The sequence below is a fragment of the Peribacillus frigoritolerans genome (assembly GCF_030676415.1).
GTDB lineage: Bacteria > Bacillota > Bacilli > Bacillales > DSM-1321 > Peribacillus > Peribacillus frigoritolerans_A.
In genome coordinates, this window is record NZ_JAUUTW010000008.1 from 1 (window position 1) to 16,798 (window position 16,798).

The following is a 16,798-nucleotide window of genomic DNA, read 5'->3' on the forward strand; positions in this document are numbered from 1 at the left end:
CGTCCTGAGCCAGGATCAAACTCTCCGAAGAAATGTTTGACTTGCTCATTTTGCTTTTTTGATAGTGTGTGCTCACTTAAAATTTAACGTTGGCGCTTTGTTTTGTTCAGTTTTCAAAGAGCAATTTATGTCGTTCGTTTGGAAACGACTTTAATAATATATCAACTATATTATTTTTTGTCAACAACTTTATTCTCTCGATGTCGACTTAGTTATTATATCTAGTATCAGGAATAAAAGCAATAGTTATTTTAAAATAAATAATATACATGAATTCATAGAATGCAAATACTATGACTGCACCCCTAATCAAGAAGAAAAAGCCTAACTTTTAAGAGTGAAATTTTTCTTTAAACATTATAGTATTTCTTCAATATATAATTCCCGATTAAACCCTAAATTGATAATTTGCTCACTATCCATCACCTTTATGACCGGCTTGTTTGCGAGCCGGCATCAATAAAAAAGATTTCAGTGATGAATCCATTGTTCAGTTTGACCCTGCTTCCTATGGGAAAATTAGCGTAGCTTGATGACAAGGTTTTAACTACCCCAATATCAAATTTACCAAAGTCATCATGTAAGATCATTTCCAATACCTTAAACGGTGACTGTTTCTTTCTATATGTCCTTTCGGAAGTCATGGCGTGAAATACATTCGCAACAGCAATGATTTTTGAGAATAAGTTCTTGAGGTAGAATCTATCTTTATTATGATTAAAGACCTAAAAAAATGAATTTAATATTAGCATCATTATCTTAGGTTCTTCAAAATCGATAAGTCTTTTTGCTCATACCTGAACACTCTTGATATCAGTTTGAAATTCATCTTATGCGCAAAAGAAAGACCCAGCTTAATTGCCTGGGTCTTTTTTTTGGAAAGATTATTCTTCCGTATCTTTTTCAGTTTCTTCATTTGCTTCAATTACAGTAGGTTCAGAATCAGAATCCGTATCTAGAGTCGTGACCGTTTCTATATCATCCATGTCTTTTTCCTCTTCTTCTTCTTCTCTTCCTACGATGGCTACCGTCGAAACATATTCATTATCTGCGGATTCGAGTCGGATGAGCTTAACACCCTGCGTATTACGGCCCGTTTTAGAAATGCCTTCGACTTCCATTCGGATCAATACACCAGCTGCTGTAATCAGCATCAAATCTTCATCTACACCCGTAACTGTTTTCACGGCTATAAGTTCACCATTTTTCTCAGTGACGTTACATGTTTTTATTCCTTTGCCTCCACGGCTTTGAATACGGTATTCTTCCGCAGAGGTCCGTTTTCCATAGCCGTTTTTCGTAACGATCAGGACTTCTTCATCATCTTCAAGAATTTCCATTCCGACAACTTCATCATTCGTCCCTAAGGAAATCCCTTTGACTCCCGCTGCAGTACGTCCCATTGTCCGTACATCCGTCTCAGGGAAACGAATCATCATCCCGGCTTTCGTTCCAATTATGATCTGTTTCTCTCCATTCGTAAGACGGACAGAAATCAATTCATCATCTTCACGTAAACCTAGGGCAATTAAACCATTATTACGGATATTTGCAAAAGATGACAGAGGTGTACGCTTCGATATCCCATGTCTGGTCGTGAAGAATAAATACCAATCGTCAGCAAATTCCTTCACCGGTATGATTGCATTGACCCACTCGCCTTTATCGACTTCCAACAGGTTGATAAGCGGCAATCCCTTTGCCGTTCTACCATATTCAGGTATTTCATAACCTTTGGAACGATAGACTTTACCTTTGTTAGTGAAGAATAATAGAGTGTCATGAGTCGAAGTGGTTAACAAGTGACCGACAAAGTCATCTGTATTCGTTCCCATACCCTGGATTCCGCGCCCCCCGCGTTTTTGACTGCGGTATGTGGTTGCAGGCAAGCGTTTAATATAACCATTATGCGTAAGTGTCACGATTATATTTTCCTCTGGGATTAAATCTTCATCTTCCAGACTTTCAAAGCCCGCTAATGTGATTTCAGTTCTCCGTTTATCATCAAAACGTTCTTTAATTTCAAGAAGCTCTTCACGGATAATTTCAAGAACCTTTTCCTCATCAGCAAGAATTGCTTTATATTCTGCAATTATAGCCATTAATGCCTGATATTCATCTTCAATTTTTTCACGTTCCAGACCTGTCAAGCGTTGTAAACGCATATCAAGGATAGCTTGCGCCTGTTTTTCAGAAAGTGAGAATTGTGTCATTAAGCCTTCACGGGCAATTTCTGTCGTTTGGGAACCGCGGATTAACGAAATGACTGCGTCCAAATTATCAAGTGCAATGCGCAAACCTTCCAAAATATGGGCACGGGCTTCCGCTTTCCGTAAATCAAATTCAGTCCTGCGCCGTATGACTACCTGCTGATGCGCCAAGTAGTATTGCAGGCATTGTTTTAAATTCAGCACTTTAGGCTGACCGTCCACCAAAGCAAGCAGATTGATTCCGAAGGTGGTCTGCATCGCAGTATGCTTATACAGGTTGTTTAAAAGGACATTCGCATTAACATCCTTTCGAAGCTCCATGACAATACGCATGCCATTGCGATCCGATTCATCCCGTAAGTCGGTAATGCCTTCGATTTTCTTATCTCGAGCAAGTTCTGCAATTTTTTCAATCAATCTTGCTTTATTCACTTGATAAGGGATTTCCTTAACAAGGATTACCTGTTTACCATTGGGTTTCTCTTCAATCTCGACTTTCGCCCGTTGAATGATAGACCCTTTTCCGGTTTCATAGGCCTTTCTGATTCCACTTCTCCCTAAAATCAAACCGGCTGTCGGAAAGTCCGGACCAGGGATATATTCCATCAACTCTGGAATTGTAATTTCAGGATTCTTGCTTAAAGCCAATACGCCGTCAATTACCTCACCTAATTGATGGGGCGGAATATTGGTTGCCATCCCTACTGCTATTCCTGATGAACCATTCACCAACAAGTTCGGGAAACGGGCAGGCATAACGGCTGGTTCTCTTTCTGAACCATCGTAGTTATCCTGGAAATTAACCGTATCTTTATTTAAATCTCGGAGTAACTCCATCGAGATTTTTGACATTCTCGCTTCGGTATACCTCATTGCGGCAGCTTGGTCACCATCGACTGAACCGAAATTCCCATGACCATCTACAAGCATATAGCGATAGTTAAAAGGTTGCGCCATCCGTACCATCGTTTCATATACAGCCGAATCACCATGCGGGTGATATTTACCGATTACTTCCCCGACAATACGGGCTGATTTCTTAAATGGTTTATCCGAAGTCATTCCAAGGTCGTTCATTGCATAAAGAATTCTTCGGTGTACCGGTTTTAAACCGTCCCTTACATCAGGCAAAGCCCGTGACACGATAACGCTCATCGCATAATCCAAAAACGATGTTCGCATCTCGGTACTTATATTTATTTCTTTAACGCCTGATCTTTCATTTTCTGACATGGAGCCAACCTCCTATTAAAAGCTTATACTCTCATTTAATTTAACTGTTCCGTGCACTATTTAAAGAACAGGATGTAAAAAGCATCCTGTCAAAAATCAGATATCAAGATTTTTTACATAAATTGCATTTTCTTCAATGAAGTTACGTCGCGGTTCCACCTTGTCGCCCATCAGCATCTCGAAAGTTTCATCTGCCTCGGCAGCATCTTTCAAACTGACTTGAAGCAGCGTTCTCGTTTCAGGGTTCATGGTCGTTTCCCACAATTGCTCCGGATTCATTTCCCCCAGCCCTTTATAACGCTGCAGGTTAGGCTTTGGAGTACTTGGCAAACTCGCCATGATTTCTTCAAGCTGGCGGTCATTATAAGCATAATCCACTTTTTTCCCTTGCTGAATCTTGAAAAGTGGCGGCTGAGCAATATATATATATCCATACTCGATGATTTTTCGCATATACCGGTAGAAGAATGTCAACATCAGTGTTCTGATATGGGCACCATCCACATCCGCATCGGTCATGATAACAATTTTATGATATCTAGCTTTTTCAGTATTGAATTCATCACCAATGCCTGTTCCAAGTGCTGTGATGATCGTACCTATTTCTTCATTATGCAGGATTCTGTCCAATCGCGCTTTTTCAACATTAAGGATTTTACCCCTTAGCGGCAAGATAGCTTGGAAATGGCGGTCCCGCCCTTGTTTTGCCGATCCTCCCGCAGAGTTTCCTTCAACGATGTACAATTCGCTGATACTCGGGTCCTTGGAAGAACAATCTGCCAGTTTACCCGGTAGATTGGATACTTCCAAAGCACTTTTCCTTCGGGTCAATTCACGTGCTTTCTTCGCTGCCATACGGGCTCTCGCTGCCATTTGACCTTTATCTACAATTTTCCGGGCCACGGCAGGATTTTCGTATAAGAAGGCATCAAGCCTTTCCGAAAGAACGGAATCGGTAACAGTTCTTACTTCAGAGTTTCCAAGTTTGGTTTTCGTCTGACCTTCAAATTGTGGATCAGGATGCTTAATCGAAATGATTGCCGTCAATCCTTCCCGGACATCTTCACCTGAGAAATTGGAATCAGCTTCTTTTAAAAGACCATTTTTCCGCGCATAATCATTGATGACACGGGTTAATGCAGTCTTGAATCCTGATTCATGTGTACCGCCTTCATAGGTATGAATATTATTGGCAAAAGAAAAGACATTACTGATATAGCTGTCATTATATTGCAAGGCTAATTCAACAGAGATTCCATCTTTCTCGCCTTCCATGAAAATCGGTTCCTCATGCAATACCTCTTTAGAACGGTTCAAATGCTCAACATAAGATTTGATACCGCCCTCATAGTGGTAATCCCTGATTTTCTCTTCTTCTTCACGTTTATCTTCAATGATCAGTTTCAACCCTTTATTCAGGAATGCAAGCTCACGGATTCGTGTGGCTAATGTATCGAAATCATATTCCAAGGTTTCCGTGAAGATTTCACCATCGGGAATGAAGTGTACAGTCGTTCCAGTATGATCGGTTTCCCCGATAATTTTCAAATCTTCTTTAGGGATGCCGCGATTAAACTGCTGATAATGGATTTTACCTTCACGATGAACATAAACTTCCAATACCGTGGATAAGGCATTAACTACTGAAGCCCCCACACCATGAAGACCACCGGAGACCTTATAACCTCCGCCGCCAAATTTTCCGCCCGCATGAAGGACCGTCATGATTACTTCTACAGCTGGGCGTCCCATTTTTTCATGGATGCCTACCGGGATTCCCCGACCATTATCGACTACGGTAATGCTATTGTCTTCCTCGATCGTCACTTTGATTTCCGTACAGAAACCAGCTAGTGCCTCATCAATACTATTATCGACAATTTCCCAAACAAGATGGTGAAGTCCTTTTGCAGAGGTAGTACCGATATACATCCCCGGACGTTTACGAACTGCTTCTAAGCCTTCTAAAACCTGTATCTGATTCTCATCGTATGCCTGAGCTTGTACTTCTCTTTGTTCCATTGTCATACGTATCACCTACACTTTTCTTTTGGCATTTATCAATTTTCAGAAATAATTATAACGTTTAGCTACAATTCAAAGAATATCTATATCATCGATTAAGAGCGATGGCTGCAGTGAACGCTTTTTCAAAGTGGACGACGCAAGCGGTGAATAATATACCTGCTTATCCGTCACTACAATCGATTTAACCGAGTTTTTTGCTAAATGGTAAGTTACAGCAGACTTTTTCTCCAAAAATTCACTCATGATTGGAGAGGCCTGAAGCAGCTTTTTATCTAAAATGGCTATGACATCGTCCGTTTTCACAAGAATGTCTTCACCAATATGGAGATACATACATTCACCTCATCATTTAACCTTTTTTATACTTCCTTGACTAACATAAAAGGTGGACGCTTCTCTTAGGGTTTGATGATCGATTCCATCAACGGAGGGTGTCGTCACAAATGTTTGCACTTTCCCTTGGATCGTATTCAGTAAATGGGATTGACGGAAATCGTCAAGTTCCGATAACACATCATCCAATAATAAAATGGGATACTCGCCGATTTCTTCATGGATCAGCTCAATTTCGGCAAGTTTCAAAGACAGGGCAGTCGTACGCTGTTGTCCTTGTGAACCATATGTCTGGACATCACGGTCATTCACAAAAAAAACCAGGTCGTCTCGATGAGGACCTACCAGTGTAACACCCCGTTCAATTTCCCTTGTTTTTATTTTATCAAATTTTTCTGTGTATACTTCTATCATTTTCGTCAAATCCATAGATTCTGATACATCAAGCGACGGTTTATATTGGATTTTCAATACTTCTAGATTTCTGGAGATCCCCGAATGAATCGGCTCTGCCCATTGCTGGAGCTTTAAAAGAAACTCGTATCTTCTTTCGACAATTTTCGCTGCATACTGAATAAATTGATCAGTCAGCACGTCAAGCATCGTCGTATCCGTTTGTTTCCGGGTCTGCAGAAGCTTTAAGTAATGATTTCTTTGTTGAAGTATTTTATGATATTGGCTCATATCATGAAGGTATACGGGAGAAACCTGGCCAATTTCCATATCTATAAAACGGCGTCTGACTAGAGGACTCCCCTTTACAAGGTTAAGATCCTCAGGCGCAAACATGACCACATTCATATTTCCGACATATTGACTCAACTTTCTTTGTTCAATATGGTTGCATTTCGCCTTTTTCCCTTTTTTTGAAATGGTCAGCTCAAGTGGTATTGAGGTATTTCTCTTTCTAACTCTTCCTTCTATTTTAGCATACTCTTCATCCCAGCGAATAAGTTCTTTATCATTTGAGGTCCGATGGGATTTTGCCATTGCTAAAACAAAAATGGATTCCATGACATTTGTTTTTCCTTGAGCATTTTCGCCGAGGATTACATTGACTTTATTCTCAAAAGTCAGATTCAATTCGGTATAGTTGCGGTAATTTTTCAAACTTATATTTTCAATATACATATTCCGCTCTTCCCTTATGTTTTAGCTTGTAATTGTGTAGGTGCCAAATCCAGGAATCTCTATTTTATCACCTGATCTTAATTTTCTGCCTCTTCTCACGTCTAATTCGCCATTAATGTAAACCTCGTATTCACCTAAGAACCATTTCGCCATTCCGCCGCTTTGGATCAAATCGGCCAATTTCAAGAATTGTCCAAGCGTAATATATTCGGTACTGATTTTTATGGAGTCCATTTCATACCTCACTCATTTCTAAGTAGTCTTTAATATTTCATTTTACTAAATTAATCCCATTAAGACAAAGTATAGCTTTTTCAGTTCTTGTTTTTAGCAATTCAGGGTTCCGTACAGCATTAAAAAAACACTAAAAAACCTTTGGAAACCTATGTTTAAATATAAAAAAATTAAAGGCCTGCTATACAAGCCTTTAATTTTTTTGAAATATTATTTTAGCTTAATAAGTCCTTACCGGGAGAATTAATTGCAGCATGGAATCATCATGTAGCGGGCGAATGACAAACGGACGCATTGCACCTGTGAAATTAATTTTTATATCGGAACCTTCCAATGCTTTTAGAGCATCCATTACAAATTTGGCACTGAATGAGATTTTCAGGTCTTCACCTTCAATGGCTTCTGCCTGAACCTCTTCAATTACTTTACCAATTTCAGGAGTATTGGAAGAGACTTCGATTATACGGCCTTCCAGGGTCGTCAATTTGACGACATTATTTCTTCCTTCTCTCGCCAATAAAGAAGCCCTGTCGATCGCTTGAAGAAAATCCTTAGTGTGAACAGTCACATCCGTTTTGCTATCTGCTGGAATCAAGCGTGATGTATCAGGATAATTCCCTTCAAGCAGTCTTGAGAAGAATAATAAATTTTCAGCTTTGAAAAGTACTTGGTTTTCGGTAATGACGATTTCAATGAGTTCGTTTGTATCATCAAGGATTTTACTCAACTCATTCAGGCTTTTACCTGGGATTACAACGCTATAGGTCCCGTTAATTTTATTTTCTATTTTGGCTGTTCTCATTGCAAGCCTATGACTATCTGTTGCAATACAGGTCAATTCGTCATCTTGAACCTTTAAGTTTACACCTGTTAAGATGGGGCGTGTTTCTGACGTGGACACGGCAAAGCCAGTTTGACGGATAAGGGTCTTTAAAAGGTCCGTTGGCAGTTTGAAAATATTTTCTTCTTCAATGATCGGAAGATGTGGATATTCCTCAGGATCCAGTCCATTTAGATTAAATTCAGCTTTACCTGAGCGAATAATCGTTTGAAAGTTATTCTCCACTTCAATTTCAACAGTATCCATCGGCAGCTTTTTGACAATTTCACTGAAAAAACGGGCATTCAGGACAATACCGCCGCTACTTTTAACTTCAACGATCTCGTCTCCGTCAACCTCAGCCGGAATGAATGATTGGATGGAGATATCTGAATCACTTCCTGTTAAAGTGACACCCTCACTAGTAACGCTTATTTTTATCCCCGTTAGAATCGGAATCGTCGTCCTTGATGTGACTGCTTTCATTACTTCTTGGACACTATGAACTAATCGATCTCTTTGGATTATAAATCTCATGTTTCATCCTCCAATTTTTTATTGCCGAATAGGCATATTTATTAATAATTTTTATTAAAAAAGATAGTAGTAATAGTAGTAGGGCCTGTTGATATGTGGATAAGTCCACTCAACCTAAGGAAAAACAGTCTATCCACATGTGGACAGACTGTGTGTAAGTAGTCGTCAGTTATTCACATTATCCAGAATCCATTATACCCTCAGCTGGTCCTGGATTTCTTTAACCTGACGTTGTAGCTGGGTGTCCGTTTGCATGAGTTTGGAGATTTTTTCATGCGCATGGATAACGGTCGTATGATCGCGACCTCCAAATTCATCACCTATCTTGGGCAGGGATGAGTCCGTTAACTCCCTGGAAAGATACATGGCAATCTGTCTTGGAAAGGCTACGGATTTAGTCCGTTTTTTCGCCTTGAAATCCTCAAGTTTGACACTATAATGTTCACCGACCGTCTTCTGGATTTCCAAGATGGTGATTATTTTAGGTTTTGAGCTAGGGATGATGTCTTTTAATGCTTCAGCTGCCAAATCGGCATTTATATCTTTATTAATCAATGAAGAATAAGCGACGACACGAATAAGTGCACCCTCAAGCTCACGAATATTGGAATCGATTTGGTTGGCAATATAGAGCATGACTTCATTCGGGATATCAAGACCCTCAGCTTTTGCCTTTTTACGCAATATGGCAATCCGCGTTTCTAGATCAGGAGGTGTGATATCCGTGATCAAGCCCCACTCGAACCTTGAACGGAGGCGATCCTCGAGTGTAGGTATCTCTTTTGGCGGGCGGTCACTCGAGATGACGATCTGTTTGCTTTCTTCATGTAACGCATTGAATGTATGGAAAAACTCTTCTTGAGTTTGTTCTTTTCCCGCAAGAAATTGAATATCATCAATTAATAAAACATCCACGCTTCGGTATCTATCACGGAATTCCCCAGCTTTATTGTCCCGGATCGAGTTGATGAATTCATTCGTGAACTTTTCAGACGATAAATAAACGACCTTTGCATTCGGATTATGCTCAAGAACATAATGCCCGATTGCATGCATTAAATGAGTTTTTCCAAGACCTACGCCCCCGTATATGAATAAGGGATTATAGGCTTTGGCCGGAGCTTCTGCGACAGCGAGAGACGCGGCATGGGCAAAACGATTGCCGGAGCCGATGACAAATGTATCGAAGGTATTTTTCGCATTCAGCATATGCTGTGGAAATGCAGCATGCTCTTTATCCTGTTTTTTTATCTTTTTAGGCTGAACAGGAACGGTAAAATCATCATCTTCTTGATTGGGGGGAATGATGAATTTTGCTTCCAATTCCTCACCGGTAAGTTCAAACAATACATCGGAAATAAGATGGGAATAGCGTTCTTCAAGCCAATCCCTGGCAAATTCATTGGGAGCGGTGACTGTTAATGTATCACCTTGCAGTAAATAAGCCTTGGTTGATTTAAGCCAAGTTTCAAAGCTTGGTTTACTGATTTTTTTTTCGATTTTTCCGAGCGCCTGGTTCCAGAGGCTATCGATGTTATCCAAACTTATCCCTCCTTTGCAAAATATTTTTAATAATTGTATTTAAATGTATAGGCACAAATAAACTCATCGATTGCCGTCTTTATATTAATTTTGACAGCAAAGGTTCGGTGAGCTGTATAAGGGATTTTTGTGTTGTGTAATGTGAAGTGCCTAAAAACTATATCTTGCGCTGTACAACCTTTGTACAGACTACATCTGGTGAGCCAGTGTAGATTTGAATGTTTATTCATCAACAGGTATTTTAAGAAATATATAATAAAGAAGAAAAAAGGGTTTTCGACAATATCCACCATATGTGGACAGATTAATATACACAGGTCGGATAAACTATCCACAAGTTATACACAGTCTGTGGATAAACGTTACCTGTTGATAAAGTTATTCAGAGTGAAAACACAAATATAATATCAGAAATTCAGGCGTCTTGCAATGGGTTAGAAAACTTTATCCACAACTTACCGAGCTTGTGGGAAAAACTTTTCCACAGGCTATTGTTATGTGCAAAAGTCTATAAAATGGGTTGTGGATAGAAAAAAACATGTCGAATTTTATCCACAGACCGTGATTATAGGCTCGAATAATTTAACTTAAATCTAGTTGTTCAAGCCAGAAAACCTGCATGAGACAGATCTAAAGTGATTCAGGTTCATTTTTATTATTTGTCGAATGTTGTGTCGATCAAGGGAGGATTCTTCGCGAATCTCATATTTGTGCTAATGGATAAAATGATGGAAATTTCCCTTTCCCCAAAAATTTCTATATCAGTTCGGAGCAAAATCATTTACAATAGGCTAGGTAGTAAAAAAAGGCCTACTGGACATTGAGCATTAAAAAAGAAATATTTTTATGGATGAGGTTGACAAGTAGAAACCTCCATCTATATAATTGTAAAGACTGTCTTTAACTGTTATTCCTCAGGGAGGTGTCATATAATGAAAAGAACTTATCAACCGAATAACCGCAAACATAGTAAAGTTCACGGTTTCCGTGCACGTATGAGCACGAAAAACGGACGTAGAGTAATCGCTGCACGTCGCCGTAAGGGCAGAAAAGTATTATCTGCATAGACCACTGAAAAGTCTCAGTGGTCTTTTTTCGCAAAATAAGAGATTTGCTGAGACTCAATTCATGTAATGAAGGTGTAAAAATGAAAAAAAAGTTAAGGATTAAGAAAGAGGACGAATTTCAGCTTGTGTTTAAAAAAGGTGAATCTTCTGCTAATCGGCAATTCGTTGTCTATGTCCTTGAAAAGCCGGGTCAGGATTATTTTCGGATCGGCCTTTCAGTCAGTAAAAAAATCGGGAACGCCGTTGTTAGGAACCAAATTAAAAGATACATACGGCAAGCGTTTTTGGAATTGAAAGAAGATATAGAAGAGGGTAAGGATTATATTGTGATTGCTCGAAAACCAGCTGCGGAGATGGACTTTTTCCAGGTGAAAAGCAGTTTGATCCATGTCCTGAAACGTTCTAAATCACTAAACTTTAAAATGAAAAAACAATAAAGTCCCCTTAATATCGAATAAGCACTCCTCGGATCATGTGGTTACTTGAGAAAGATGACATAGAAAATTCCGATTGTAACTGTGGAAAAAGTAGATTGCTTTTCCTTGAAATCTTCTAATAAACAGTTCACAATTGTTTCAAAAAAGATTGATTGCAGTTAGGAGGAAATTACGGTTGAAAAAACGAATATTACTCATTATTGGACTAGCCTCGATAATGATGTTGTTAGCAGGGTGTACGGAAATTAAAGAACCTATTACTGCGGATAGTGAAGGTTTTTGGAATTCATACATTGTCTATCCATTATCAGCCCTGATCATTTGGCTTTCTGAAGCATTTGGTGAGAACTATGGTTTGGGAATCATCGGAGTTACACTAATCATTCGCTTTGCATTACTTCCATTAATGATCAAACAGGTGAAAAGCTCGAAAGCAATGCAGGCCATTCAGCCTGAAATGAAAGAACTTCAAGCTAAATACAGCTCAAAAGATGCTGCCACACAACAAAAACTACAGCAAGAAACAATGGCTCTATTTTCAAAATATAATGTGAATCCATTGGCGGGATGTTTGCCGATATTGGTACAAATGCCAATTTTGATCGGATTTTACCATGCAATCAGCCGTACGGAAGAAATTGCTTTACATAGTTTTCTTTGGTTTGATTTAGGTTCCCCGGATCCTTATTATATTTTACCGGTCGTTGCGGGTATCACGACTTTTATCCAGCAAAAGATGTCCATGGTTGGAATGAACTCCAATCCACAAATGGCTGCACAAATGACGATGATGCTTTACATCATGCCAATCATGATTGTTGTTTTTGCTATTAATTTCCCCGCTGCTCTTTCTCTTTACTGGGTAGTTGGTAACATTTTTGGTATCGTTCAAACATATTTCATCAAAGGTCCGGATCTTAGAAAAGCAGCTGCGGAAAACGCGGGAGGGGCAAAGAAAAAGTGAAAAAAGTAACTGCTACAGGACAATCTGTCGAAGAAGCAGTAAATTTAGCTTTAGCTCAACTGAACAGCACTAAGGATCGCGTGGAGATTGAAATAGAAGATGAAGGCAAAAAAGGATTTTTTGGTTTATTTGGTGCAAGGAAGGCAATTGTCCATGTGACATTGCCCGCCGATCCCATTGAAGAGACACTTGGATTTTTGAAGAATGTCAGCGTGGAAATGGGAGTCAATGCACAAATTGATGTCACCCGTAAAGGTAAGAACGTAACATTCCATTTATCAGGTGATAAAATTGCATTATTGATTGGAAAAAGGGGTCAAACACTAAATTCACTTCAGTATTTAGCGCAGCTGGTTGCAAATCGATATTCGAAGCAGTTTTTGAATATTACTGTAGATGCAGAAGATTATCGAAATCGCCGCAATGACACTTTAATCCAGTTGGCTGAAAGGATGGCAAATAAAGCCATGAAAACAGGTAAAGCTGTTTCACTGGAGCCGATGCCATCCTATGAACGTAAGGTCATCCATAATGCTCTCTTGGATTATCCAAAAATAAAAACAACTTCAAGTGGGACGGAGCCATATCGCCACTTGGTCATTACTCCACTTAAATGAACCTTCTGCTTTTAAGCAGGGGTTCTTTTTTTTGGTCATGATATCGTTGTGTGTCGAATATTTTTTTACCAAGTATCAATTCAACAAGAAGTGACATATTTCTTTATATATTCTCTTGATTCGTAAAGGCAATGAAAGAAAGGGAAGTGGGGGATATTTGTTATTCACATGTGGATAAGTTAGAATGGATGTTACAGAATATGGATTAATTGCATGTGGATAACTCTTGAGAGGTAGGAGTATCTACTTTTTTTCATGAATATACTGTGGTATTGTAGTAATTTAGGGATTCGACGATTTTATTATCAGAAAAAAATAGAAACATCAATATATAAGAGGTGAAAGCATGGAATTCGATACAATCACCGCTATCTCTACTCCCTTAGGGGAAGGGGCAATCGCCATCGTTAGGATCAGCGGTGATGAGGCCATAGAAATAGCCGATAGGATCTTTAGAGGACCAGGTGGAAAAGGATTGCTTGAAGTGAAATCACATACGATTCATTATGGCCACCTTATCCAGCCTAAAACAGGTGAAATCATAGAGGAAGTCATGGTTTCGGTCATGATGGGTCCAAAGACATTTACAAGGGAAGATGTAGTTGAAATAAATTGTCACGGTGGGATCGTTTCGGTCAATCGGGTATTGCAGCTTATTCTCTCACAAGGTGCTCGTTTAGCGGAACCTGGTGAATTTACGAAACGGGCTTTTTTGAATGGCAGGATCGATCTTTCTCAAGCTGAGGCCGTTATGGATTTAATCCGCGCTAAAACGGATAAAGCCATGAATGTTGCATTAGGTCAAATGGAAGGCCGGCTTTCAAAATTAATCCAAAACCTGCGTCAAGAAATTTTACAGACCCTCGCTCAAGTCGAGGTAAATATAGATTATCCGGAATATGATGATGTCGAAGAAATGACGCATCGTTTATTTTTGGAAAAGGGCAGTTATGTGAAGAATGAAATAGAGAAACTGCTTCACACGGCCCAACAGGGGAAAATACTTCGGGATGGGCTTGCGACCGTTATCATAGGGCGCCCTAATGTCGGAAAATCTTCTTTACTTAACAGCTTAGTTCATGAAAATAAAGCGATCGTCACTGATATTCCAGGTACAACACGTGACGTAATTGAAGAGTATGTCAATGTTCGCGGTGTACCGCTTAAACTTGTCGATACGGCAGGAATTCGCGAAACGGAAGATATCGTCGAACGAATTGGAGTTGAACGGTCCCGTGCAGTATTAAAAGAGGCTGATTTAATATTGCTTGTATTGAATTATTCCGATGATTTTACTACTGAAGATGAGAAACTATTTCAAGCGGTTGAGGGTATGGATGTTATCGTTATCATCAATAAAACCGACCTTCCACAAAAAATCGATATGGCAAAGGTTAAGGAAAAAGCGGCATCCCATAAAGTTGTTACGACTTCATTACTGGAGGATCGAGGGGTCGATGAATTGGAAGAAGCCATCGCTTCTTTATTTTTCGAGGGTTCTTTAGAAACGGGAGACCTGACCTATGTTTCCAATGCCAGGCATATAGCGTTACTGGGACAGGCATTACAGTCTATCGAAGACGCAATCGAAGCTATTGAAATGGGTACGCCGGTTGATTTGGTTCAAATCGATTTCACAAAAGCATGGGAGCTCCTTGGAGAAATCATTGGCGAAAGCGTTCAGGATAATTTAATCAACCAATTGTTCTCTCAATTTTGTTTAGGAAAATAAGCGTAAAAGGAGGAAAAGGATATGCAATACGAAGCAGGTAGCTATGATGTCATTGTTATTGGTGCCGGTCATGCTGGCAGTGAGGCAGGCCTTGCAGCTGCAAGAGTCGGAGCTAAGACGCTGATGATCACCATTAACTTGGATATGGTCGCCTTTATGCCATGCAATCCCTCCGTTGGTGGGCCGGCAAAAGGGATAGTCGTTAGGGAAATTGACGCTTTAGGCGGTGAAATGGGAAAAAATATCGACAAGACCCATATTCAAATGAGGATGCTCAATACGGCTAAAGGTCCGGCTGTTCGTGCGTTGCGGGCGCAGGCAGATAAATTTCTCTATCAACAAGAAATGAAAAAGACGATAGAAGACCAAGAAAATTTGACATTGATTCAAGGAATGGTAGAGGAATTAATTGTTGAAAACGACGTATGTACGGGTGTCATCACTAAAACAGGCGCGGTGTACCGTGCGAAAACTGTCGTCATCACGACGGGAACATATTTACGCGGTGAAATCATTTTAGGGGAACTGAAATATTCTAGCGGTCCTAATAATCAACAGCCTTCCATCAGGCTTTCTGAACATTTAGAGCAGTTAGGATTTGATTTGGTCCGTTTTAAAACAGGAACGCCGCCACGTGTAAATAGTTCTTCCATAGATTACAGCAAAACTGAAATTCAGCCTGGCGATGAAGTGCCGCGTGCATTTTCTTATGAAACAACAAAGTTCATAACGGATCAATTGCCATGCTGGTTAACGTACACGAATGAGGGGACACATCAGCTCATTGATGAGAATCTACACCGTTCACCAATGTATTCCGGAATGATAAAAGGAACTGGACCGCGTTATTGTCCATCGATAGAAGATAAAGTCGTACGTTTTAATGATAAACCACGGCATCAAATCTTCCTGGAACCTGAAGGTCGCAATACAAAGGAAGTTTATGTGCAAGGTTTATCCACCAGTCTGCCTGAAGATGTACAAGTGAAAATCCTGCAAACAATCCCAGGACTTGAAAAGGCGGAAATGATGCGTGCTGGATATGCAATTGAATATGATGCTATCGTTCCTACACAGCTATGGCCTACACTTGAAACGAAGAAAATCAAAAATCTCTATACTGCTGGTCAAATTAACGGGACATCCGGCTACGAGGAAGCAGCAGGACAAGGATTGATGGCCGGTATTAATGCAGGATTGAATGCAATGGGTAAAGAAGAACTGATTTTAAGCCGTTCGGATGCCTATATTGGTGTTCTCATTGATGACCTTGTAACGAAAGGCACGAATGAACCATACAGATTGCTGACTTCACGTGCAGAATATCGTTTATTATTGCGTCATGATAATGCCGATTTACGCTTAACGGAAATTGGATTCAACATCGGAATGATCAAAGAAGAACGCTACAATCGTTTCCTTATGAAAAAAGAAGCGGTTGAAATGGAAAAGGAACGACTGAAATCAAACTTCATCAAACCGACCAAAGAGGTACAAGAAGTCATTACTGCAAGTGGCGGCAGTGAGTTAAAGGATGGTATCCGTGCCTCCGATTTATTGAAACGGCCTGAAATGGATTACTCCCATATTCAGAAGTTGGCGCCAAGTGATGTCGAACTGAGTGATGAAGTGACGGAACAGGTCGAAATCCAGATCAAGTATGAAGGATATATCGAAAAATCCTTGCAGCAAGTCGATCGCCTGAAAAAAATGGAGAATAAAAAGATTCCAGAGAATATCGATTATGATGCAATTTCTGGTCTTGCAACGGAAGCACGTCAAAAATTAAAGCAGGTCCACCCGCTATCAGTAGCTCAGGCTTCAAGAATTTCCGGTGTGAATCCCGCTGATGTTTCCATTTTGCTTGTTTATTTGGAACAAGGTAAGATTGCCAGAGTATCTCAGTAGTGGAA

General features: G+C 39.9%; 13 protein-coding genes. 6 read left to right on the top strand and 7 right to left on the bottom strand.

What is annotated here, in order from left to right; translation table 11 throughout:
- Positions 1 to 884: 884 nt before the first annotated feature.
- The 7 genes from gyrA to dnaA all read right to left on the bottom strand — a co-directional run bounded on the left by gyrA (position 885) and on the right by dnaA (position 10,068).
- Positions 885 to 3,443 carry a DNA gyrase subunit A gene (gyrA, locus tag Q8G36_RS09780; protein ID WP_305159987.1) on the bottom strand — a complete coding sequence of 853 codons (2,559 nt, stop codon included), beginning with the start codon at positions 3,441 to 3,443 and terminating at the stop codon, positions 885 to 887.
- A gap of 96 nt (positions 3,444 to 3,539) precedes the next feature.
- A complete protein-coding gene (gene gyrB / locus Q8G36_RS09785; protein ID WP_305159996.1) occupies positions 3,540 to 5,465 on the bottom strand; it encodes a DNA topoisomerase (ATP-hydrolyzing) subunit B in 1,926 nt (641 codons plus the stop codon).
- Positions 5,466 to 5,540: 75 nt separating this feature from the next.
- Positions 5,541 to 5,804 carry an extracellular matrix regulator RemB gene (gene remB, locus Q8G36_RS09790; RefSeq protein ID WP_305159986.1) on the bottom strand — a complete coding sequence of 88 codons (264 nt, stop codon included), beginning with the start codon at positions 5,802 to 5,804 and terminating at the stop codon, positions 5,541 to 5,543.
- A gap of 12 nt (positions 5,805 to 5,816) precedes the next feature.
- Positions 5,817 to 6,935, bottom strand: coding sequence for a DNA replication/repair protein RecF (recF, locus tag Q8G36_RS09795; protein WP_048687943.1), 1,119 nt, complete (start codon positions 6,933 to 6,935; stop codon positions 5,817 to 5,819).
- Positions 6,936 to 6,956: 21 nt separating this feature from the next.
- Positions 6,957 to 7,169 carry a S4 domain-containing protein YaaA gene (gene yaaA, locus Q8G36_RS09800; protein WP_305159985.1) on the bottom strand — a complete coding sequence of 71 codons (213 nt, stop codon included), beginning with the start codon at positions 7,167 to 7,169 and terminating at the stop codon, positions 6,957 to 6,959.
- A gap of 220 nt (positions 7,170 to 7,389) precedes the next feature.
- On the bottom strand, positions 7,390 to 8,526 hold the full coding sequence (gene dnaN / locus Q8G36_RS09805) for a DNA polymerase III subunit beta (protein WP_305159984.1): 1,137 nt from the start codon (positions 8,524 to 8,526) through the stop codon (positions 7,390 to 7,392).
- A gap of 192 nt (positions 8,527 to 8,718) precedes the next feature.
- Complete coding sequence (dnaA, locus tag Q8G36_RS09810; protein WP_057914144.1) at positions 8,719 to 10,068, bottom strand: chromosomal replication initiator protein DnaA; 1,350 nt, start codon at positions 10,066 to 10,068, stop codon at positions 8,719 to 8,721.
- A gap of 932 nt (positions 10,069 to 11,000) precedes the next feature.
- On the opposite strand from dnaA, the gene rpmH reads away from it, so the two are divergent.
- The 6 genes from rpmH to mnmG all read left to right on the top strand — a co-directional run bounded on the left by rpmH (position 11,001) and on the right by mnmG (position 16,793).
- Positions 11,001 to 11,135, top strand: coding sequence for a 50S ribosomal protein L34 (gene rpmH, locus Q8G36_RS09815; RefSeq protein WP_034316183.1), 135 nt, complete (start codon positions 11,001 to 11,003; stop codon positions 11,133 to 11,135).
- Between the two features lie 80 nt (positions 11,136 to 11,215).
- A complete protein-coding gene (gene rnpA, locus Q8G36_RS09820; protein WP_063234313.1) occupies positions 11,216 to 11,572 on the top strand; it encodes a ribonuclease P protein component in 357 nt (118 codons plus the stop codon).
- Positions 11,573 to 11,747: 175 nt separating this feature from the next.
- Complete coding sequence (spoIIIJ, locus tag Q8G36_RS09825) at positions 11,748 to 12,536, top strand: YidC family membrane integrase SpoIIIJ (RefSeq protein ID WP_305159983.1); 789 nt, start codon at positions 11,748 to 11,750, stop codon at positions 12,534 to 12,536.
- A complete protein-coding gene (gene jag, locus Q8G36_RS09830) occupies positions 12,533 to 13,153 on the top strand; it encodes an RNA-binding cell elongation regulator Jag/EloR (protein WP_137020458.1) in 621 nt (206 codons plus the stop codon). Before spoIIIJ ends, jag begins: the two co-directional genes overlap by 4 nt.
- A gap of 346 nt (positions 13,154 to 13,499) precedes the next feature.
- On the top strand, positions 13,500 to 14,885 hold the full coding sequence (gene mnmE, locus Q8G36_RS09835) for a tRNA uridine-5-carboxymethylaminomethyl(34) synthesis GTPase MnmE (protein ID WP_305159982.1): 1,386 nt from the start codon (positions 13,500 to 13,502) through the stop codon (positions 14,883 to 14,885).
- A gap of 21 nt (positions 14,886 to 14,906) precedes the next feature.
- Complete coding sequence (mnmG, locus tag Q8G36_RS09840) at positions 14,907 to 16,793, top strand: tRNA uridine-5-carboxymethylaminomethyl(34) synthesis enzyme MnmG (RefSeq protein WP_305159981.1); 1,887 nt, start codon at positions 14,907 to 14,909, stop codon at positions 16,791 to 16,793.
- The last annotated feature ends 5 nt before the right edge of the window (positions 16,794 to 16,798 follow it).

Excerpts from the sequence above, each read along its gene's own strand:
- gyrA (WP_305159987.1), bottom strand. The coding sequence starts at position 3,443 with ATGTCAGAAAATGAAAGATCAGGCGTTAAAGAAATAAATATAAGTACC.
- gyrB (WP_305159996.1), bottom strand. The coding sequence starts at position 5,465 with ATGGAACAAAGAGAAGTACAAGCTCAGGCATACGATGAGAATCAGATA.
- remB (WP_305159986.1), bottom strand. The coding sequence starts at position 5,804 with ATGTATCTCCATATTGGTGAAGACATTCTTGTGAAAACGGACGATGTC.
- recF (WP_048687943.1), bottom strand. The coding sequence starts at position 6,935 with ATGTATATTGAAAATATAAGTTTGAAAAATTACCGCAACTATACCGAA.
- yaaA (WP_305159985.1), bottom strand. The coding sequence starts at position 7,169 with ATGGACTCCATAAAAATCAGTACCGAATATATTACGCTTGGACAATTC.
- dnaN (WP_305159984.1), bottom strand. The coding sequence starts at position 8,526 with ATGAGATTTATAATCCAAAGAGATCGATTAGTTCATAGTGTCCAAGAA.
- rpmH (WP_034316183.1), top strand. The coding sequence starts at position 11,001 with ATGAAAAGAACTTATCAACCGAATAACCGCAAACATAGTAAAGTTCAC.
- rnpA (WP_063234313.1), top strand. The coding sequence starts at position 11,216 with ATGAAAAAAAAGTTAAGGATTAAGAAAGAGGACGAATTTCAGCTTGTG.
- mnmE (WP_305159982.1), top strand. The coding sequence starts at position 13,500 with ATGGAATTCGATACAATCACCGCTATCTCTACTCCCTTAGGGGAAGGG.
- mnmG (WP_305159981.1), top strand. The coding sequence starts at position 14,907 with ATGCAATACGAAGCAGGTAGCTATGATGTCATTGTTATTGGTGCCGGT.